The organism is Nesterenkonia flava (assembly GCF_031432335.1).
Taxonomy (GTDB): Bacteria; Actinomycetota; Actinomycetes; order Actinomycetales; family Micrococcaceae; genus Nesterenkonia; species Nesterenkonia flava.
This window is the reverse complement of the sequence record NZ_JAVKGT010000002.1, coordinates 127,720-147,926: the sequence shown is the minus strand read 5'-3', so window position 1 is coordinate 147,926 and position 20,207 is coordinate 127,720. Positions and strand designations below refer to the sequence as shown.

Genomic DNA, 20,207 nt, shown 5'->3' with positions numbered 1-20,207 from the left:
ACCTATTCAGCAGGACTCACCGAACCTCGTCGGAACAACGTGTCTGAACATCACAGCTAGTTCCGCGGGCGGGGAAACCCCGCCTCGGTGAGAGCTCCTCAATGAGTGCTGCGGTTTTCGTCGGAATAGGTGGACATTCCGACGAAAACCGCAGCAGGCGATGTTTGCCTTCGAGATGGCCTTCGTGAGAAGTCATGCCCGGTCGGGGTTTTCCGGCCGGGCATTACTTCTGTCACCAGCGCGTGTCAGACCCTCCACATATACTCCGCCGGCACTACGCTGAGGAGTGCTTCCCAGCAGCTTCCCCATCAGCGCATTTCGAGGCGGTGAACCACATGGCGCGACACGCCGCATCCTCGGGTGAGAACACCGAGGCGCCCCGCCGCACACCCGCACGGGACCGCCGCGCCGAGGCCAGAGCGCGCGCCCGAGAAGCTCGTCGCCTCGCTGAGCGCGAGCAGATCTCCGGAGAGATCCAGACCCCCGCCGACATCACCGCGGTCCGGGCCCGCCGCGCAGACCGGCCCAACCGCCCGGTGGCCCAGCCCTCGAAGAGGACCCCCGTCAGCGCCGCCGCACTGGTGCCCGAGCGCACCTTCTCCGCACGGATCATCGTGCTCACGATCGTGGCCTTGGTGGTCATCTCCTTCCTCGTGCCCACCGTACGGACCTACTTTCAGCAGCGCGGCGAAATGAATGAGCTCGCAGCGCAGATTGCTGAGGAGGAGCAGCGTCAGGCTGAGCTCTATTCCGAGATCGCCCGTTGGGAGGACCCGGAGTTCATCCGGCGTCAGGCCAGGGAGCGGATCAACCTGGTGATGCCCGGTGACAAGCGCTATCACGTCATCGGGGACCCCAGTGAGGGCATCGTGGCCGAGGATGAGACCCTCGAAGACGAAGAGCCCGAGGACTGGAGCGAAGAGCTGTGGGAGTCGGTGGTCGACTCCGCCGAGGCAGCGCCTGAGCCGGATGCGGAGCCGGAGGCCTCCGGAGACCAGCCGCAGCAGTCGCGCTGAACCTGGAGTACCCTGGATTCCCGTGACCTCGAGCGCCCCGACACCCGAAGACCTCGACACCCTGAGCCTGCAGCTGGGCCGGCCGGTGCGTGACGTCGTCGAAATCCCCGCCCGCTGCCGCTGCGGCAGCCCGCTGGTGGCTGCCACCGCGCCCCGGCTGAGCAACGGAATTCCCTTCCCCACCACGTTCTACCTGACGCACCCGACCATCACTGCAGCCGTTTCCCGGCTCGAGGCCGCCGGTGTGATGGCGGAGATGACCCGGCGGCTCGCAGAGGATCCGGAGCTCGCCGCGGCTCACCGCGCCGCCCATGAGAACTACCTCGTCGAGCGCGAGCGCATCCGCCAGCGCGCTGGGATCGATCCGGTGCCCGAGATCGAGAGCATCAGCGCCGGCGGCTACCCGGAGCGGGTGAAGTGCCTGCACGTGCTCGCCGGCCACGCTCTGGCCGTCGGGCCGGGCATCACCCCACTGGGTGATGAGACGCTGGAGAGAATCAGCCAGGACTGGAACCCGCAGATGTGCACCTGTGGCACCGCCTGGGATCATGAAGCAGAAGTCCCCACCAAGGACCTCTCCCGGCACGTCCGCCGACTCAAGAACAGCGACTCGAAGGAGAGTCAGTAATGCGCGTCGCCGCCATCGACTGCGGAACCAACTCCATCCGGCTGCTCATCGCGGACGTGGAGTTCAACGGTAGGACCCACGTCAATGACATCGTGCGCCGGATGACGGTGGTGCGCCTCGGCGAGGGCGTGGACGAGACCGGAGAGTTCTCCGACGCAGCCCTGGAGCGGACCTTCGCCGCCGTGGAGGACTACGCCGCTCTGATCCGCCGCCACCGTGCCGAGGCGGTGCGATTCGTGGCCACCTCCGCCTCGCGCGATGTGACCAACCGTGAGGCCTTCATCGCCGGAGTCAAAGAGCGCCTGGGCGTGGAGCCCGAGGTGATCCGCGGTTCTGAGGAGGCGGGACTCTCCTTCACTGGTGCCACCGCGCTGCTGGCCCCGGAGCCGAATCGCAAGGTTCTGGTCGTAGACCTCGGTGGAGGCTCCACGGAGTTCGTCTTGGGCGGGGCCTCCGGCATGGAGCATGCCATCAGCGTGGACATGGGCTGCGTACGCTTCACCGAGCGGCACATGCGCTCAGATCCGCCGGAGGAGACCGAAACCTCCATGGCCACCTTTGAAACGCTCTCCTTTCTAGAAGACGTCGCCCAGGTCATGCCGCTGCACGAGGCCGATGTGGTCATCGGTGTGGCCGGCACGGTCACCACTGTCACCGCCCACGCCCTGCAGCTGGAGGACTACGATCCGGACCTGATCCACGGAGCTGAGCTGGACCTGGACAGCATCCAGCGATCCGTGGACGAGCTGACCCATGCCACTCGTTCGGCGAAGTCGCATATGCCCTTCATGCACCCGGGTCGGGTTGATGTCATCGGCGCCGGTGCGCTCATCTGGGGCACCATCCTCGACTACCTGAACAAGATCACCCACGGACGGATCACCTCCGCACTGACCAGCGAGCATGACATTCTCGACGGCATCGCCATGTCTCTGGCCGCCGCGAAGCTTCACGGCAGCTCGGAGTCGTCCGAGGCGCCCGAGACTGCCCAGACAGAGGAGAACCAGGCATGAGCGAAGCGTCCCGCACGCGCCGGATCCGCCGCGGTGCGGGAGCCCTCGCCGCGGCCGCGCTGCTGAGCCCGGCGCTGCTGACCGCCAGCGTGGTCCAGGCCCCCGGTGCGCAGGCCGATACGTGGCGCGATGCCCAGTTCTGGCTCGAGGACTACGGCATCACCGAGGCGTGGGAGACCACTCGCGGGGAGGGCGTGACCATCGCCATCATTGACACCGGCATCGACGCCGAGCACCCGGGCTTGGAAGGCGCGCTGGTCGGCGGAACCGACGTCTCCGGGGGAGGCGATGCCGACGGCGGTCCGGTCCAGCAGACCTCGACCGAACACGGCACGCTCGTGGCTTCCCTGGCTGCAGGTCGCGGAGAGTACCCCTCTGAGGACGACGAGGACGCCGTCTACGACATGGAGCCCGAGGAGCTGCAGGACCTCTCCGATGAGGAGTGGGACGCATGGTGGGACGAGAACATGGTCGCCCCGCTGGAGGAGACTTACGGCGAAGACTGGGAGGACGAGGTCCAGGAGGACTTCCGCGAGGAGCTCGAGGAGTTCTACGAGACCCGCGAGGTTCCCGACTGGCTCATCCAGGATTTCCAGTCCCCTGAAGATGACGAGGATGAGGACGACGACGAGGACCCCTCCCGTTCCGCGGGGGTCATCGGAGTGGCGCCGGAGGCTGAGCTGCTCTCCATCTCCCTTGCCCTGGAGGATCCCAACCCCTACGGACCGGGCACCGAGGACCAGATCCCCGAGGCCGTGACATGGGCCGTGGACAACGGCGCGGACATCATCAATATGTCTCTGGGGTCCGGGGCCCAGGACTGGCCCGAGTCGTGGGATGAGGCCTTCCTCTACGCCGAGGAGAATGACGTGCTCGTCGTCGCCGCTGCCGGCAACCGAGCCGCCGGCCACTTCTCCGTGGGTGCTCCAGCCACGATTCCGGGGGTGCTGACCGTCGCCGGGGTCGACGAGGACCGGAACATCAGCGAGGACTCCTCCTCCCAGGGCATCGCCATCGACATTGCCGCGGCTTCGGAGCCACTCGTGGGCGCGACCCCGGGCGGCGGCTATGCCGGCTGGACGGGCACCTCCGGTGCCGCCCCGATCGTTGCGGGGGCCGCCGCCCTGGTGATGGCCGCCCATCCGGACCTCTCCGCCGCCGAAGTCAAGCACCGTCTGCTGACCAGCGCCGACTCGGCGGGCTCCTCCGGACTGGATCCCGAATACGGCCACGGCGTGCTTAACGTTGACGAAGCCGTCAACGGCAGCGTGCCCGCCTTCAATGCCGCAGACTATGACACTCTGGCCGAGTGGATCCGCGTCCACCGCCGGGCCGAGGCTGAGGACAACGGACACGAAGACATCCCCACCGATTCCGGCGTCGTGGCCGGACCCGAAGGGGAGCCGCGTGAGTTCCCCCAGGCCTCTGAGCTGCGCGCCGTCCAGGACTGGGCAGGGCCCACCACGGTGGCAGCCGCCGGACTCGGCGTCGTCGTGCTGCTCACCGTGGCCGTGGTGCACTTGGCCTCCCGAACCCGCAGAAACTAGCGCCCGAGAAACAGATAGGATGGCGGTATGGCATTGACCCAGAAGCTCTCAGACAAACCTCGCATTCTGATCGTCGGCGGCGGCTACGTCGGCCTGACCGTGGCCCAGATGCTGCAGAAGAAGGTCAAGGCGGCCGGCGGGATCGTCACCCTGGTGGACCCGCTGCCCTACATGACCTACCAGCCGTTCCTGCCCGAGGTCGTGGGCGGTCACGTCGAGGCGCGTCACGCGGTGATCGGTCACCGCAAGCACCTCAAGCACACCGAGATCATCACCGGCAAGGTCACCTCCGTGGACCATGAGGCCAAGACTGCCGTCGTCGGACTCGGTGAGGGCGAGAGTGTCGAGGTGCCCTACCAGGACATCATCATGGCTGCCGGTGCCACCACCCGCACCTTCCCCATCGAGGGCCTCGCGGAGCACGGCATCGGTCTGAAGACCATCGAAGAGGCCGAGAGCCTGCGCAACCACATCCTGGAGCGCCTGGAGTCCGCCTCGACCATGACCGACGAGGCGGCTAAGGCTCGTGCCCTGACCTTCGCCGTGGTTGGCGGCGGCTTCGCCGGCATCGAGACCATTGCCGAGATGGAAGACATCATCCGTGCGGCCGTGGCCCACAACCCGCGCCTGAGCCAGTCCGACGTGCGACTGGTGCTCGTGGAGGCCATGGGCCGCATCATGCCCGAGGTCTCCGAGGACCAGGCCTCCACAGTGGTCGAGCACCTGCGCGGACGTGGCATCGAGGTGCTGCTGAACACCTCCCTGAGCTCCGCCGTCGACGGTGTGCTGACCCTGATTTCCATGGCGGACAAGTCCGAGGTGGACAAGTTCGGCGCCGACACCCTGGTGTGGACTGCGGGCGTGGCAGCCAACGCCGTGGCCCGTGCCTCCAGCTTCCCGGTGGATGAGCGCGGACGCATCACCGCCTCGGCGACCCTGCAGATCCTCAACGAGGACGGCGACGTGATCCCCGGTGCCTGGACCGCAGGCGACATCGCGGCGGTACCCGACCTCACCGGCGCTGGCCCGGGCGGCTTCTGCGTGCCCAACGCGCAGCACGCCTCCCGTCAGGCCAAGGTGCTGGCCAAGAACCTGTTCTCGGTCCGCTACGGATCCGGCGACGTCGCAGAGTACAAGCACGAGTCCCTCGGCGTGGTGGCCGGCATGGGAATGTACAAGGGTGTGGGCAGCCCGCTCGGTGTGAAGCTGCGCGGACCCCTGGCCTGGTTGGCACACCGCGGCTACCACGGCATGGCGATCCCTACCTGGGAGCGCAAGGTCCGGGTAGCCGGCGGTTGGGTCAACGAATTGGTCTTCGGACGTGACTTCACCCCGATCCGCGGTCAGGAGAATCCTCGTGATGCGTTCATCGAGGCTGCCGGCGGCAAGAAGAAGGAAGCCGCCAAGTAGTCACCGAGTCGCTCAGATCACTGAGCGCTCAACCAAGAGGCGGGTCGTCCCAGGCGGCCCGCCTCTTGCCCCCCTATAGCCCAATTGGCAGAGGCAGCGGACTTAAAATCCGCCAAGTGTGGGTTCGAGTCCCACTGGGGGGACCTTCATGCGGTGGCGGCGGTTGAACCCTTGCCCGACTCGCCCGTTGTGCCCGCTCACTGCCCTGGGTCAGGCCTGTCGAGTACCGGCCGGCCGTCAGAGGGTGAAGTACTGCGGGTAATGGGCAGTGCAGCCGGGGTTGAAGGCCGCTGCGCAGTGCGGACAGCTGCTTGCGGCCATGTACTCGCTGATCCGCAGCTGGTAACGGCAGACTCCGCACAGCACAGCGGTCTGGTTTTCCGACCCTTGGGGCCAGGGGGAGCGTGGGTGCGCCTCGACCCCGTCGTGGCAGTGCAGGCACGGATACCAGTTCCCGCAGCAGAAGAACCGGATGGCGACGACGTCTAGCGCTGAGTGGTAGTGCACGCACCGGGTCTGGGAATCGACCACCGGCCCACGCACCACCGGAGCGCTCACCTCGGGTGCCAGCTCCGGCGGGGTCTGCCCTGCGACCGCGGGGACGGGACCGGAGCCCTCGGGTGTGCTGGAACTCCTCGGACTGACAGCTCTCATCGGACTCCCCGGGCGGCCAGCGCCTCCGCCGTCTCCTGAGCGTGCTGCAGACTCATGACCAGCAGGGGAGTGGTCATCCCTGCGGTGCCCGCCAGAGAGGTACGTGCACCGCGGGCCCGCCGGGCCTCACGGATCTGCCCGTAGAACCCGAAGACCACCGGCACGGAACGCATGGTCAGGGCCATGGCCAGGGACAGCCGCTCCGCGGTGAGCCCGAATCTGCGCAGCCCTGCACGCTCCAGCGGGCCCAGTCCGCGGGTGAGAAGCTCCATGACATCGGAGACTCGCGTGGTCAGGGTGAACAGCCCCGCCAGCAGAACGATGGCCAGGATGCGGGCCGTGTTAATGCCCGCGGTCTCCAGCGGAAGAAAGATGACCTGCGGCACGGCCACCAGCAGCGCCAGCCACTTCAGGCGCCACACGTGCACGCCCAGCAGATGCAGTCCTGCCGCACAGCCCCGAAGCACCGACCACCCCGGGCGGCCGGTGCGGACCACCAGAAACCCCAGCACGACGACGCACCACGCCGACAGGGCAGCCCAGGGGCTCTCCCGCCAGAGCGACACCCCGATGCCCAAGGCAAGGAGAGCCAGCAGCTTGGCGCCGGCCGGCATGCGATGCAGGACGGAGGTCCCGGGTTGGTAGAGGGGAATCATGAGAACTGCAGTCTATGGCTTCGTGAAGGGGAGAAAGGGCCGCCCGTCAGCCCGCAGGGAACTGGCGTGCGGTGCCTCGGCGTGCGTAGGTGAATGGCGCGGGGTAGGCCTTGGCCAGCGACTGGGTCACCAGAATCGCGAAGAGCGCTTTGGCTGCGTCGCCGGGCAGAAACGCCGCATTGGCCACGAGTGCCTCCTGCAGCGAGAGACCCAGCTGGTACATCATGACCGGCAGGCCGCAGGCGTAGATCACGGGAATACCCCCGAGCAGTACGCCCGCCGCGGTCCGCCACCAGCGCAGCGGCCAACCGAACTGAACCACCAGACCGATGATGAAGGCGGCCGGCACCCAGCCCAGAATGAACCCGGCCGTCGGGCCCGCGAACACGCCAAGCCCCCCGGAGCCCTGCGACATCAGCGGCAGCCCGGCAGCAGTCAGCAGGATCAGCAACAGCATGGAACCGGCGCCCCGCCAGGGACCCAGCACCGCTCCTGCCAGCATCACGCCGAGTGTCTGCAGGGTGATCGGCACCGGTCCAATCGGCAGGGCCGCGACCTGACCGAGCACGGCTACCAGTGCGGCGAAGATCGCCATCTGCGAGATCGCCGTAACCGCCGTCGTCGTTCCGGTGGGTCGGACGGAGGCGGCCTGCGCAAGTTTTAGTGGGTTCTCTACCATGGAGATCAGCGTATTCCTGCGTTGCTGCGAGTATGTTTGTTTTAAACCTACAAAGTCTGGGCGCCGGAGGCGCTCGCGGCACCCGGTGAGAGGATGTCGGTTCTGCCGGCGTGGTCCCGCGAGAAGGCGTTGCGGCGTCATGCGGCATACAACACGAAGTCCAAACGTTAGACTGACTGTAAGCAACGTGGCCTCATCACCGACGAGTCCCGATGAAGGAGAGCTGGAACCACTATGTCCAACCCGATCTTCAACACTGGTGCCTTCCCGGACCAGTTCAGCGAGCAGAAGCGTGAGCGCCGCCGCTTTTACATGAACTCCGACGCCGGCACTGTCAGCGAGCAGCCGCGTCAGGAGCAGACCTACGGCCAGAAGTACGGCATGCCCGGTCCGCAGACCGGTGGCCAGTACGGCGCCGATCGCCTCGAGCAGCAGTACAACCTGCCCGACGCGGCGGGCTCCGAAGGTGCCCCCATGACCTACGACGACGTGATCCGCAAGACGGTCATCAGCTTCGCCGTCGTGCTGCTGGGCGCCGGCATCACCGTGAGCCTCCTCGGCCTGACCACCCCCGAGCAGGGAATCAACGTGGGCCTGGGCATGACCCTGACCACGGTGGGCCTGTTCGGCGGCCTTGTGCTGGGTCTGGTTAATGCATTCAAGCGCAACCCCAGCCCGGCGCTGATCCTCGCCTACTCCCTGCTGCAGGGTTTCTTCGTCGGAGGCATCACCTCCGTGCTGAACTGGCAGTTCGACGGCATCGCCATGCAGGCTGTGCTCGCCACCGTCTCGGTGTTCGCCGCCGTGCTGATCCTGTTCAAGTCCGGCAAGGTTCGCGCCACCCCGAAGCTGAACAAGATGTTCTTCGTGGCGCTGCTGGGCTACGCGCTCTTCAGCCTGATCAACCTGGGCCTGATGCTCTTCGGTGTCACTGACTCCATGTTTGGTCTGCGCACCGAGGTCAGCCCCTGGCTCGGCATCGCCCTGGGTCTGCTCGGCCTGGCCCTGGCCACCTACTCCCTGGTGCTGGACTTCACCAACATCCAGGAAGGCGTGGAGGCCGGTGTGGCCGAGAAATACGGCTGGACCGCAGCATTCGGTCTGACCGTGTCTCTGGTGTGGCTGTACATCGAGATCCTGCGGCTGCTGGCCATTATTCGGTCCATGGCGGACTGAATCAGCTTTTACACCTGATCACGAAAAGGTCCGCGGATGAGAATCCGCGGACCTTTTCGTCTCTCGAACCCCTAAGCATGGCAGGATGGAGCCTATGAGCACTGCGACGCCCGAGAATTCGCCCGAAGGGTCGTCCCAGGCCTCGGAGACTACCTACGCCACGGCCCATCCGCGCGGTACGGAGGCTGAGGTCATGAGCCCGCCCGAGCCGCCCTACTCCTCGCCGCGCGTCGCTGAGGAGCAGCGCATCCAGGATGACATCCCCTGGGGCGTAAGGATCGCCGCAGCCTGGACCTGGCGCATCCTCATCATCCTCGCCGGCGTGGGCGTAGCCGTGTGGCTGCTGGGCCACGTGATGCTCATCCTGATCGCCCTCGCGGTGGCCGCGCTCCTCTCTACGCTGCTGCGGCCCCTCCACAACGTCTTCGTCAAGATCAAGTTCCCGCGTGTCCTGGCAGCCATCACCACGATCCTGGTGATGCTCGCAGGCGTTGCAGGAATCCTCTACCTGGTCGGCAACGAGATCATTCAGGGCTTCGCCGAGATGTCCGAGCAAGTCGAAGCCGGCATCTACGAAGCCATCGACTGGGTGGACGACACCGCCCGCCAGCTGGGCTTCGAGATCTCTACCGATGAGGTCAACCAGATGCTGGGCGAGATCCAGACCTGGCTGCAGGAGAATCAGGACACCATCATGTCCGGGGCCATGGGCGTGGGCTCCGCGGCCACCAACATCGGCATCGGCACCGTGCTGGTCCTCTTCACCCTCATTTTCTTCCTCGCCGACGGACGCAAGATCTGGGACTTCTTGGTGCTCTTCGCCCCCGGCAAGCACCGCCCGGCCATCCACGGTGCAGGTCGGCACGGCTGGACCGCCGTCGGCACCTACATGCGGGTGCAGGTGCTCGTGGCCTTCGTCGACGCCGTCGGCATTTACATCGGTGCGATCATCCTGGATGTGCCCCTGGCCCTGCCCATCGCAGTCCTGGTCTTCTTCGGCGGCTTCGTCCCCGTCGTCGGTGCCGTGGTCACCGGTGCGGTGGCTGTCATCCTGGCTTGGGTCGCCCACGATCTGGTCACCGCCCTGATCATGCTGGGCGTAGTCATCCTCGTCCAGCAGATCGAGTCCAACGTGCTCCAGCCCATCATCATGGGCAAGGCCGTTAAGCTCCACCCGCTCGCCGTGGTTCTGGCCGTCACCGCGGGTACCACGCTGATGGGCATCCCCGGCGCGCTGTTCGCCGTGCCGGTGCTGGCGTTCATCAAACGGGCCACGCACTACATCACCAAGGAAGAGTGGCGCGGAGATCCGGAGGCTCTGGAGATGGAGCGCGTACAGATGGAGGAGACGTTGAAGCGGGCCGCTCAGAAGGAGCAGATTGAGGCGGAGGAACAGGCCTCCCTGGCTACCCTGAAGCGCCGCATCAAGGAGACGCTGCCTGGTCTGGACCCTGACCGCCCGGGCTTCGGCTGGCGGCACCCCGGCGCCGCCAAGACCAGCCCGGTCCCTGCCTCTGACCAGGCCCCGGGGGCCGGGGCCGAGGAGTCCGAGACGTCTGTGCCTGCACCGCGCCCGGCGGCCCCGGAGGCCACCGATGATTCCGCATCCGGTTCAAAGGACACCAAAGAATGACCGAAACCCTCGCGACTGAACTGCCCGGACGTGACCTCAGCGTGCAGCTGGAGGACATCCGGCAGGCCAAAGAGCTGCTCGACGGCGTCATTGTGCGCACGCCCATGGAGCACTCCCGCGCCCTGGGCCGCCACATCGGCGCCACCGTGCACTTTAAGGCGGAGAACCTGCAGAGGGCCGGGTCTTTCAAGGTCCGTGGCGCCTACGTCCGCATGGCGCGGCTCTCCGAAGAGGAGAAGGCTCGGGGCGTTGTTGCTGCTTCGGCTGGCAACCATGCCCAAGGAGTAGCGCTGGCGGCGAAGAAGCTGGGTATCCGAGCCACCATCTACATGCCCCGGGGCGTGGCGCTGCCCAAACTCGCCGCCACCCGGGATCACGGCGCGGAGGTGGTCCTGCACGGGTCCAACGTCGATGAGGCCCTGGCAGAGGCCCAGCGGCAGGCGGCAGAGTCCGGTGCGGTCTTCATCCATCCGTTCAACAACACCGACGTGGTGGCCGGTCAGGGCACCATCGGCCTGGAGATCCTCGAGCAGCAGCCCGACGTCGACACCGTCATCATGGGCATCGGCGGCGGGGGGCTCCTGGCCGGAGTCGCCGTGGCGCTGAAGCAGGAAGCCGCTCGCCTGGGCCGGGAAATCCGCATCATCGGCGTCCAGGCGGAGAACGCGGCCGCCTATCCCGCGTCGCTGGCCGCAGACTCCGTGGTGCCCATCAAGGGCGTCCGGACTATCGCTGACGGCATCGCGGTGGGTAAGCCCGGCGAGATTCCCTTTGAGATCATCCGTGAGCTGGTCGACGACGTCGTCACCGTCAGCGAGGACGCGATCGCTCGTGCCCTGATCTTCCTGCTGGAGCGCTCAAAGATGGTCGTGGAGCCTGCCGGAGCAGTGGGAGTGGCAGCGCTGCTGGAGGGCAAGCTGAAGGATCTCGGCATCGAGGCATCCTCCGTGGTGGCTGTGCTCTCCGGCGGCAACATCGACCCCATGCTCATGATGCGCGTGATCCAGTTCGGCCTGGCCGCCGCGGATCGTTTCCTCTCCGTCAAGCTCATGCTCAAGGACCGGCCAGGTGAGCTCTCGACCATCGCCGGCATCATCGCCTCAGCCGATGCCAACGTCATCGGCGTCGATCACAACCCCATCGGCCGGGATCTCTCCATGGGAGATGTCTCGATCGTGATCAACATGGAGACCAAAGGCAAGGAACATTCCGCACTGGTGCAGCAAAAGCTGCGCGACGCCGGCTACGACCCCCTGGTGATGGACTGAGACCCGGATCCGGCAGTCCTTTGGCACCGGAGCCGCGCTGCCGCGCAGGTGCCCTCAACCCCACGACCCGTGAGGATCCCCAATGCTGAACAGCCCCTCTGATGTCTTCTTCCTGCTCTACATGGCCGGGACCTTTGCCCTGATCGTCGCGGCGATCGGCGGAGTGATCTTTCTGCTGCGGCGCGCGGGCGAACGCCGTCGTCGTCGTGCCTTGGAAGCGGCGGGCCACCAGGTGCCGCCGCATCCCAAGGCACAGCGCAGGAGCCCCTCTGCGCGATCGCAGAAGGGCTCCTCAAGCGTGGACGGCTACTTGTAAGCCGCTGAGATTCGGGGCAGTGCTGCTCAGCCCGTGAAAGGCTCGGCGGAGATGATCTCCACCTGAATATCGTTGCCGTTGGGGGCCTGGTAGCTGACGGTGTCGCCGACCTTGGCGCCGTTGATGGCCTCGCCCAGGGGTGAGCGCTCGGAGTAGACGGTGAGATCGGTGTCACCGGCGATCTCGCGGTTGCCGAAGAGGAACTGCATCTCGCGTCCGGCCAGTTTGGCCTTGACCACGGTGCCGGTGGTGACGGTGCCGTCGCTGGAGGGGGCCTCGCCCACATAGGCGTTCTCCAGCAGCTGCTCGAGGTAGCGGATGCGGGCCTCTGCCTTGCCCTGTTCCTCCTTCGCCGCGTGGTAGCCGCCGTTCTCCTTCAGGTCACCCTCGTCGCGGGCGGCAGAAATGCGGTCAACGATCTCCTGGCGGCCGGGGCCCTTGAGATGCTCCAGCTCGGCGGAGAGACGATCAAAGGCCTCCTGGCTCAGCCACTGGGTGTTCTCATCGATCTCGGGGGTGTTCGTCGACACGGTATCTCTCCTTCAACCAAAGACCCCACCGGGAAATCCCCGGCGGGGTGGTGATGCGTTTCAAACATGCTAGACCCGCAGAGGCGGCAACTCAACGGTCTTTCCGCTCCGACGGCAGCATTACGCCCACGATGAACACCAGGTTAGGCCGCTGCGGGCCGGTTTCAGTCCTCGAGGAGCCAGCAGTTGTCGACGACGCCGGTCACGCCGCGGTACTCGGTGCGCAGGTCGCTGCGGTAGTACTGGGAGCGGTCTGCGGAAGTGGCGCCCTCATGGGGGCCGAGGGTGACGATGCGCGAACCCACAATTGCGTAGGAGTCATCCAGCACGTGAAGGGTGCACTGGGCGGTCGCGTCGAAGTCCTTGGTGACCTGGTAGTCCACAGTCGCCTGGGTATCGGAGTGGATGGTGTAGCCGACGTCGCGGTACTCGAGCTGACCAACGGCCATGCCCACTGTGAAATAGATCGCAGCGGCCAGCGCAATCACCAGAGCGCCGATGATCCCCCAGCGCTGTGCCCGGGGGGAGAGGCCGCGCTTGGGGGTCCCGTAGCGCTGGGTCATGGTGGACGTGGTCTCCGACATCAGGACCTATTCTAGTCCCTATGCAAGAGACGACTGCCGCACCCCGAAGTGCCGGTGCCGCAACCCCTCAGGATGTCGCGGATCAGGCTCCGGATGCCCAGGCCCGGGCACAGGCTGAGCGCCAGGTGCAGCGGAGTGCGCCGCACGGACCCGACACTGTTCCGTCGTCGTCCGGGCTGCGCCTGCTGGCGGTCCACGCCCATCCCGATGACGAGTCCTCCAAGGGCGCCGGCATGATGGCCGCGTACGTGGACGCCGGCGCATCCGTGATGGTGGCTACCGCCACCGGCGGTGAGCGCGGCGACCTCCTCAACGCCGAGGCCGCCGAGATCCAGCAGTGCCACCGGGACCTGCCCGGAGTGCGCCGCTTGGAGATGGCGACGGCGGCAGAAGCCCTGGGGATCGAGCACGTGTGGCTGGGCTTCACCGACTCGGGTCTGCCCGAAGGCGATCCGCTGCCGCCACTGCCGTTCGGCAGCTTCGCCACATTGGATCTTCAGACCGCCGCTGCGCCTCTGGTTCGCCTGGTGCGCCGGTTCCGTCCCCACGTCATCACTGCCTACGACGAGTCCGGCGGATACCCGCATCCGGACCACATCATGAGCCACCGGATCGCGGTAGAGGCCTACCATGCCGCGGGCGACCCGGAGCGCTATCCGGACTGCGGCGAACCGTGGCAGCCCCAGAAGCTCTACTACGACCGCGCCTTCAATCCCGGCCGGCTCAAAGCAATTCACGATGCGCTCCTGGAGGCCGGGTACGAGTCGCCTTACGCGGAGCGTCTTGCTCTGTGGGAGCAGGGGGAGCGGCCGGACTGGCTGACCATGCACGAGGTCACCACGCAGGTTCCGGTGGGCGACTACTTGGAGGAGCGCGACGCCGCCCTGCTCGCCCACCGCACACAGGTAGAGCCCCGCGGTTTCTTCTTCGCTACGCCGAATGACTTCCTGCGTCAGGTCTGGCCCTATGACGACTTCGTCCTGGTCGACTCGAAGGTGCCCGTGGAACAGCCCGAATACGACCTGTTCGCGGGACTGCGCTGACCCCGTACACTGGAGGGGTGGATTTTATGCCCGCACTGACGAACTGGTGGCCCGGCGGAGGCGGCGGTGAAGCGCCCGACCTGCGCGACGGGCTCAACGAGGCCGACATCAGCCCTGGGATCGAAGGGTTCCTCTTCACCGCGCTGATCGTCGCTCTGCTCATCGTGGTGGTGCGGGATATGGCCAAGCGGATGCGTCGCATGAAGTACCGCTCCCAGGTGGAGGCCGAGCTGGCCGGTGAGGAACCCGAGTTCCCCGGAGAGATCATCCCTGCGGAGATCTCACCTGCTCAGCAGCGCGCCCGCGACGCAGCGGCCGAGGCCCGCTTCGGCCCGCGTCCCACTGCTGCCTCCGAAGCCTCCGACGAGGCCGAGGCCCCCGAAGGCGAATCCGCCCCTCGCGCCTGAGGTTCCGCCCTCCGCTCACATCGAGTGGAAGATTTCTCCCGCAATTTCACGGGTTAATCGTTCCAAAGGTGAACTAATCTGCCACTCGATCGAGGCGGCGTCGGCCCCCGCGCCGGCCTGTGGATAACGGAAGCGGGATCGGCTCCCTCAGGCGAGACTGGGTGGCATGCCTCGCAACACTGTTGTTCCGGCGCAGCTTCGCAGCACAGCGCTCAGCGCAACCCTCATGCGGCGCGCCTCCGCCCCGGTCAGGCAGCTGTACTCCCTGGCACCACTGGGTTCCGGTGTCTGGGCAGACCCAGAGCTTCTGGAAACCCTCGACGGGGAGGCTCGGTTCCGCATGCGCGCCCAGGCGCTCTCACGAGAGTTTCCCGAGGCGTGGTTGTCCTGCGGCACCGCGGCCCGCCTGCTGCACCTGCCACTGAACAGGCTTTGGCAGAAGGACCCCGACGTTCACCTCAGCTTCCCGGCCAGCACCGGCCGGCGCATTGTCCGCAGCGGGGTCAAGAGCCACCGAGCGGTGATCAGGCCGGATGACGCAGTCACGCTCGACGACGATGTGCGGGTCAGCTCCTACCCGCGCTTGTGGCTGGAACTCGCCGCCCAGTGCAGCACGGCCCAGCTCGTGATCCTGGGTGACTATTTGGTGCGCGTCCCCTATCCGCGATATGAGGGTCGACGTCGTGCGCTCGCCTCGCTCCAGGACCTGCGGGAGGCAACGGCCTCCTCCTCGAACCTGCGGGGCATCCGGAAGGCTCGGGAGGCCCTGGGGCTGGTGCGTGTCGGAGCTGACTCTCCGCCGGAGACGACGCTGCGTCTGGCCATGCACAGCGCGGGCCTTCCCGAGCCGGAGCTGCAGGTAGCGGGGGTCGACGGCGATCCGCGCGCACCGCGAGCCGACTTGGGCTACCGGCGCTGGAAGATCGCCATCCAGTATGAGGGCTTCACGCACTTCAGCCCGGAGCAGGCCAAGGCGGATCACCGGCGGGACAACTTCTTCCTCTCCCGAGGGTGGATCGTCCTGAGGTTCAGCGACGCCGACTATCGGGACGGATTCCTGGGCGCTGTGGGCGTGATCCGCCAGGCCATCGAGTCGCGCAGCTGACCGGCGGCAGGCCCCCGGGTCATCGAGTGGAAGATTTCTCCCGCTAATCGGCCGAATTCCGCCCCCTACAGTGAACAGATCTTCCACTCGATGCCCGCCCGCGTCCAGACAGAGTCAAGGCCGCGGTCATAGCGTGGCCCCATGGCTAATCGACTTGCCTCTGCCCAGTCGGCGTATCTGCGCCAGCACGCCGAGAACCCCGTGAACTGGTGGCCCTGGGGCCGCGAGGCCTTCGCCGAGGCCAAGCGCCGGGACGTTCCGCTGTTCGTCTCCATCGGCTATGCGGCCTGCCACTGGTGCCATGTCATGGCGGGGGAGTCCTTTGCCGATGAGGCCGTCGCCGAGGTCCTCAACGAGCGGTTCGTGTGCATCAAGGTTGACCGCGAGGAGCGCCCCGACGTCGACGACGCCTACATGGCGGCCACCCAGGCCATGACCGGCCAGGGCGGATGGCCGATGAGCGTCTTCGCCCTGCCCGATGGTCGTGTCTTCCACGCGGGCACGTACTTCCCGCCGCGCCGCGTGGGCCAGGTGCCATCCTTCACCGAAGTGCTCGACGCCGTGCACGCCGCCTGGACTCAGCGCAGGGCCGCGGTGGAACGTTCCGCCGAGCAGATCGCTCAGACCCTCAGCGCCCAGCGCCGGCAGCAGTCCCAGCTGGCCACCGCGGTCCAGACACCTACTGGCAACGCCGAGGGGCTGCTCAGCCGAACTGCCCTGGCCGACCTCACCCGCCAGGCGATGGAACAGCTGAGCGAGGACGAGGACACCGTCCACGGCGGATTCGGCGCGGCGCCGAAGTTCCCGCCCTCGGCGCTGCTGGGATGGCTGCTGGAGGAGGGCGCGTGGGATCCCGAGGGGGAGGCGGCGCGCCTGGCCCGGCGCACCTGTGAGGCCATGGCTCGTTCCGCGCTGTTCGATCAGGTCGAGGGCGGATTCGCCCGTTATGCCACCGACCGAGCCTGGGCCCTGCCGCACTTCGAGAAGATGCTCTATGACAACGCCCAGCTGCTGGGGCACTACGCCCGGCTCTCCATGCACCCGGCAGCGGACGCCGAGGAACGCGCCGCCGCCGAGCGCATTGCCCGCATGAGCATCGACTGGCTCAGGCTGCGCATGCAGCTGGACTCAGGGCTCCTGGCCTCCTCGCTGGACGCCGACACCGTCGACGACGACGGCACCCACGTGGAGGGCAGCACCTATCTCTTCTCCGATGAGGAGCTCATCACCGCGGCCCAGGCGGCAGGTCTGAGCGAGGCGGATGCCCGAAGCCTCGCCGAGCTCAATCGTGGAGTGCCAGCCGACGAGCACGCACTGCGCAGCGGTCAGCCCCTGCACCTCACCGCGCAGACCCCGAGGACCCTGCACTTCGACCAGCCGCTCACCGGCGAGGACCTGCAGAAGTGGCAGAGCGTTCTGCCCGAGCTGCGACGTCGTCGTGCTGAGCGCCTGCAGCCCGGGCGCGATGAGAAGGTGGTGGCGGCCTGGAATGCCCAGGCGGTGGCTTCCCTAGCTCAGGCTGCCGCGCTCTGGCAGGACGATGAGGTGCTGTCCTTCGCCACGGAGCTCGGGGAGCGGCTGTGGGAGGTCCACGTGGAGGAGCAGCACGACGACGGCCCCTCCGCCCGGGTCTACCGGACCTCCTACGACGGCGTCCGGGGCAGCCAGTTGGGGATGCTGGCGGACGCGGCGCACGTGGCCAACGCCTGCTTCGCCCTGGTCTCCGCCGGGGCGGCCGGCCCCTGGCTCCCACGCGGGGCGGCCGTGCTGCGCGCCGTGATGCAGGACTTTGTCCGCGTTGGGGAGGACGGCACGCTGAACCTCGCGGAGAGTACCGATGAGGAGGGGCTGCTCACCCAGGCACAGCAGGGGGCGGTGCTGGCTACGCCGCTGGACGGGCCCGAGCCCAGCAGCGTGGCAGCCTTTGCGCAGGCGCTGCAGGCCGCCGAGGCGCTGGAGCAGGGCCCCTTCACGACCGGCACGGGTGATGCACCCGGAGTACGGACCGTACGCTCCTCCGATGTGCTGCATCATCTGCCGATGGTGGCCTCGCGGGCGCCGAGTGTGGCCGGAGGCAGCCTGCTGGCCGGGCGCCGCACGGTGCTCGGTTCGCCGGCGCTGCGGTTCTTCTCCGGCACCCGCGAGGACCTGGCGCAGGTGCGCCGGGCGGGGGCGCTGTACGGAATTCCGGTCGAGCCGGTGGATCCCGCGGTTGTCGGGGAGGCGCCGTTGCAGGTGAGCATCTGCCTGAACAGTCCGGAGCATGCGGTGTGCCTGGCGCCGTCGTCGTCGGTCGAGGATGCGCTGGCCGGACTACGCTAACAGTGGCTCCGGGGCCAGTGGAGTGGGCCCTGAGCCAGTGATCGTATGCCCTAGAGCAAGGCGAACATGATCGCGATGTAGTGGCAGATGAAGCCTACGAGCGTGCACGCGTGGAAGAGCTCATGGAAGCCGAACCACTGGATGGAGATGTTGGGCCGCTTCAGCCCGTAGAACACCGCGCCGGTGATGTAGGCCGCGCCGCCGACGCAGATGAGGATCGCCGCCACCAGATCGGCTGCGAAGAAGTCGCCCAGGAACACGAGCGCGGAGAGCCCCAGCACACAGTAGATGGGGGTGTAGAGCCACCGCGGGGCATCCGTCCAGAAGACCCGGAAGGCGACACCGCCGATGGCGCCGATCCATACGCCGGAGAGCAGGATGGTCCGCTGCGGGTCATCCAGCAGGCCGAGAGTCAGGGGCGTATACGTTCCGGCGATGATGAGCATGATGTTGGTGTGGTCCAGCCGCTTCAGCACCCGTGAGGTGCGGGCTGACCACCGCCCCAGGTGGTAGGTCGCGGAGACCGCGAACAGCAGAAGACCGGTGATCGCATAGATTGTCGCGGCCACGCGCAGCGTCCCTGAGGGGGCCAGGACCACCAGCACGACGCCGGCAATGAGCGACAACGGAACCATCCCGGCATGCAGCCATCCACGCATGCGGGGTTTGAGCGGAACGTCAGAGTCGAAGAGCCGGTCAGCCGGGGCTACGGAGTTCTCGGGGACCTCGCTGCCCGCCTGCTCCGCCGCGGTACTGTGCGGAGTTGAGGGGGTGCCGGTGGCGCTCGCCTCATCGGCGGCTGCGCGTCGTCGTGCCCTCTGTTCAGCTGCGGGCCCAGCTGTCTGCTCGGCTCCGCCGTTCTGCCGTGCATCCTTGAGTTCACCCATGGCACGAGTCTACGCGGAGTATGTGACTCGCCAGTAACCAGGCGTCGCGCTCTCCGCCACGGGGGTCCGGACGGTCCCTCGCGCCGTCGTCGTGCCGGGGACTGCGTCCCCTAGAGTGGAGGGAGGACATCGGCGATAAGGAGAGCAGATGAAGCTGCCGTCAGTGGGGGTCCGGGACCTCGCCTATGCCGTCTACGAGCGGCGTCTCTCCCGTGCCCTGCCCAAAGACCGCATCCCGGAGCACATTGGGGTGGTGGTGGACGGCAATCGTCGCTGGGCCAAGCTGGCGGGGACGCCCACGGCGGACGGACATCTTGCCGGTGCCAACAAGATTGTGGAGTTCATCGGCTGGTGCGCTGAGGTCGGTGTCCCCACCGTGACGCTCTACATGCTCTCCACGGACAATATGAACCGGTCGGCCAGCGAGCTGGAGAAGCTCATGGAGATCATCGGGGATCTGCTGGACAAGCTTTCTGAGACTCGTCCCGGCGGCCACCCCATCCGCGTCCACCCCGTGGGCCAGCCCGAGCTGCTGCCCGAGCCACTGGCCTCGCGACTGCGGGCGCTAGGGGAGAAGAACGACTCACGCGAGGGCACCGGGCGCGGGGACGGCGCCGTGGTCGCGGGCGAGGAGGATCCCGCCGCGGAGACCGTCACTACCAAGACCGGTTCGATCCGCCGCATCGCCGCCCGTGTCCGCGGCACCGCCGAGGAGCCGATTGTCCACGTCAACGTCGCCGTAGGCTACGGCGGGCGCCAGGAGATTGTGGACGCGGTCAAGGCGCTGCTGCGTGACGCCGAGCGCGAGGGGCGCAGCCTCAGCGAGGTCGCCGATGAGCTCACGCCCGGCTCCATCTCTCGCTGGCTCTATACCCGGGGTCAGCCTGATCCGGACCTCATCATCCGCACCTCCGGGGAGCAGCGACTCTCAGGATTCCTCATGTGGCAGTCGGCCTATTCGGAATTCTACTTCTGCGAGGCCCTGTGGCCGGACTTCCGCCGCGTGGACTTCATCCGGGCCTTGCGCGACTACGCTCAGCGCCAGCGCCGCTTCGGCGCCTAGGCCCTTCGTCACTGAGGCGGCTCTGGCCTGCGCCGCCTGGCCCGTGCTGTCGACCCCCGTGCTGTCTGGGCCCGTTCTGACGGTCCGGTTCTGGCCGGCCTGGAACGTTGCTTCCGCAGTTGAGGTCACCTGAGCCCTGCGCACGGGCGGAAAAGCCCCTCCGCCTGACTCGAAGTGCGGAAGCACTGTGTGGCGACCCGCTGACCACCGCCCGTTAACCAATGTTTACGAATCTGTCACGTGTCGTTAGGTGTTTCAGCCGCCGCCTGC

The 20,207-nt window shown here is 67.1% G+C and carries 20 protein-coding genes and 1 tRNA gene; 15 read left to right on the top strand and 6 right to left on the bottom strand.

The genetic code is table 11. From position 1 onward, the window contains the following. Window positions 1-335 precede the first annotated feature (335 nt). The 6 genes from RH857_RS01555 to RH857_RS01530 all read left to right on the top strand — a co-directional run bounded on the left by RH857_RS01555 (window position 336) and on the right by RH857_RS01530 (window position 5,757). Window positions 336-1,016 carry an FtsB family cell division protein gene (locus tag RH857_RS01555; RefSeq protein WP_310536214.1) on the top strand — a complete coding sequence of 227 codons (681 nt, stop codon included), beginning with the start codon at window positions 336-338 and terminating at the stop codon, window positions 1,014-1,016. 22 nt (window positions 1,017-1,038) lie between these two features. Then, the gene (locus RH857_RS01550; protein ID WP_374761098.1) at window positions 1,039-1,644 is read left to right on the top strand and encodes a DUF501 domain-containing protein; all 606 of its coding nucleotides are present in this window, start codon (window positions 1,039-1,041) and stop codon (window positions 1,642-1,644) included. Continuing rightward, entirely contained in the window at window positions 1,644-2,657 is a 1,014-nt protein-coding gene (locus RH857_RS01545; protein ID WP_310536213.1) for a Ppx/GppA phosphatase family protein, read from the top strand. Before RH857_RS01550 ends, RH857_RS01545 begins: the two co-directional genes overlap by 1 nt. Further along, window positions 2,654-4,204 (top strand): S8 family peptidase, encoded by a 1,551-nt coding sequence (locus RH857_RS01540; protein ID WP_310536212.1) that lies wholly within the window; start codon window positions 2,654-2,656, stop codon window positions 4,202-4,204. The genes RH857_RS01545 and RH857_RS01540 overlap by 4 nt, the downstream gene beginning before the upstream one ends. Before the next feature lie 27 nt (window positions 4,205-4,231). Continuing rightward, window positions 4,232-5,614, top strand: coding sequence for an NAD(P)/FAD-dependent oxidoreductase (locus RH857_RS01535; protein WP_310536211.1), 1,383 nt, complete (start codon window positions 4,232-4,234; stop codon window positions 5,612-5,614). Between the two features lie 69 nt (window positions 5,615-5,683). Next, window positions 5,684-5,757 (top strand) — tRNA-Leu (locus RH857_RS01530). A 94-nt stretch (window positions 5,758-5,851) separates the two neighbouring features. Here RH857_RS01530 and RH857_RS01525 read toward each other — a convergent pair. The 3 genes from RH857_RS01525 to RH857_RS01515 are packed head-to-tail and all read right to left on the bottom strand — an operon-like array spanning window position 5,852 to window position 7,603. Continuing rightward, window positions 5,852-6,268, bottom strand: a complete 417-nt coding sequence (locus tag RH857_RS01525) for a CHY zinc finger protein (RefSeq protein WP_310536210.1) — start codon at window positions 6,266-6,268, stop codon at window positions 5,852-5,854. Next, complete coding sequence (locus tag RH857_RS01520; RefSeq protein WP_310536209.1) at window positions 6,265-6,924, bottom strand: CbiQ family ECF transporter T component; 660 nt, start codon at window positions 6,922-6,924, stop codon at window positions 6,265-6,267. The genes RH857_RS01525 and RH857_RS01520 overlap by 4 nt, the downstream gene beginning before the upstream one ends. Before the next feature lie 46 nt (window positions 6,925-6,970). Continuing rightward, complete coding sequence (locus RH857_RS01515) at window positions 6,971-7,603, bottom strand: biotin transporter BioY (protein WP_310536208.1); 633 nt, start codon at window positions 7,601-7,603, stop codon at window positions 6,971-6,973. Between the two features lie 234 nt (window positions 7,604-7,837). On the opposite strand from RH857_RS01515, the gene RH857_RS01510 reads away from it, so the two are divergent. From RH857_RS01510 to RH857_RS01495, 4 genes are all read left to right on the top strand, one after another. Then, entirely contained in the window at window positions 7,838-8,779 is a 942-nt protein-coding gene (locus RH857_RS01510; protein WP_310536207.1) for a Bax inhibitor-1/YccA family protein, read from the top strand. 94 nt (window positions 8,780-8,873) lie between these two features. Then, entirely contained in the window at window positions 8,874-10,412 is a 1,539-nt protein-coding gene (locus RH857_RS01505; RefSeq protein ID WP_310536206.1) for an AI-2E family transporter, read from the top strand. Beyond that, the gene (ilvA, locus tag RH857_RS01500; RefSeq protein ID WP_310536205.1) at window positions 10,409-11,680 is read left to right on the top strand and encodes a threonine ammonia-lyase; all 1,272 of its coding nucleotides are present in this window, start codon (window positions 10,409-10,411) and stop codon (window positions 11,678-11,680) included. The genes RH857_RS01505 and ilvA overlap by 4 nt, the downstream gene beginning before the upstream one ends. An 82-nt stretch (window positions 11,681-11,762) precedes the next feature. Beyond that, window positions 11,763-11,996: a hypothetical protein gene (locus tag RH857_RS01495; protein WP_310536204.1), complete on the top strand. Its 234-nt coding sequence runs from the start codon at window positions 11,763-11,765 to the stop codon at window positions 11,994-11,996. Window positions 11,997-12,022: 26 nt separating this feature from the next. Here RH857_RS01495 and greA read toward each other — a convergent pair whose 3' ends face one another. Beyond that, window positions 12,023-12,526 carry a transcription elongation factor GreA gene (gene greA, locus RH857_RS01490; RefSeq protein WP_310536203.1) on the bottom strand — a complete coding sequence of 168 codons (504 nt, stop codon included), beginning with the start codon at window positions 12,524-12,526 and terminating at the stop codon, window positions 12,023-12,025. Window positions 12,527-12,690: 164 nt separating this feature from the next. Continuing rightward, window positions 12,691-13,110, bottom strand: coding sequence for a DUF4307 domain-containing protein (locus RH857_RS01485; protein WP_310536202.1), 420 nt, complete (start codon window positions 13,108-13,110; stop codon window positions 12,691-12,693). A gap of 20 nt (window positions 13,111-13,130) precedes the next feature. Between RH857_RS01485 and mca the strand changes: the two genes are divergently transcribed. From mca to RH857_RS01465, 4 genes are all read left to right on the top strand, one after another. Further along, a complete protein-coding gene (gene mca, locus RH857_RS01480) occupies window positions 13,131-14,153 on the top strand; it encodes a mycothiol conjugate amidase Mca (protein WP_310536201.1) in 1,023 nt (340 codons plus the stop codon). A gap of 17 nt (window positions 14,154-14,170) precedes the next feature. After that, window positions 14,171-14,560 (top strand): hypothetical protein, encoded by a 390-nt coding sequence (locus RH857_RS01475; RefSeq protein WP_310536200.1) that lies wholly within the window; start codon window positions 14,171-14,173, stop codon window positions 14,558-14,560. Between the two features lie 166 nt (window positions 14,561-14,726). Beyond that, the gene (locus tag RH857_RS01470) at window positions 14,727-15,665 is read left to right on the top strand and encodes an endonuclease domain-containing protein (RefSeq protein ID WP_310536199.1); all 939 of its coding nucleotides are present in this window, start codon (window positions 14,727-14,729) and stop codon (window positions 15,663-15,665) included. A 141-nt stretch (window positions 15,666-15,806) separates the two neighbouring features. Next, on the top strand, window positions 15,807-17,987 hold the full coding sequence (locus RH857_RS01465; RefSeq protein ID WP_310536198.1) for a thioredoxin domain-containing protein: 2,181 nt from the start codon (window positions 15,807-15,809) through the stop codon (window positions 17,985-17,987). Between the two features lie 50 nt (window positions 17,988-18,037). Here RH857_RS01465 and trhA read toward each other — a convergent pair whose 3' ends face one another. Further along, complete coding sequence (gene trhA / locus RH857_RS01460; protein WP_310536219.1) at window positions 18,038-18,646, bottom strand: PAQR family membrane homeostasis protein TrhA; 609 nt, start codon at window positions 18,644-18,646, stop codon at window positions 18,038-18,040. Between the two features lie 376 nt (window positions 18,647-19,022). On the opposite strand from trhA, the gene uppS reads away from it, so the two are divergent. Next, window positions 19,023-19,937 carry a polyprenyl diphosphate synthase gene (uppS, locus tag RH857_RS01455; RefSeq protein WP_310536197.1) on the top strand — a complete coding sequence of 305 codons (915 nt, stop codon included), beginning with the start codon at window positions 19,023-19,025 and terminating at the stop codon, window positions 19,935-19,937. Window positions 19,938-20,207: the final 270 nt, after the last annotated feature.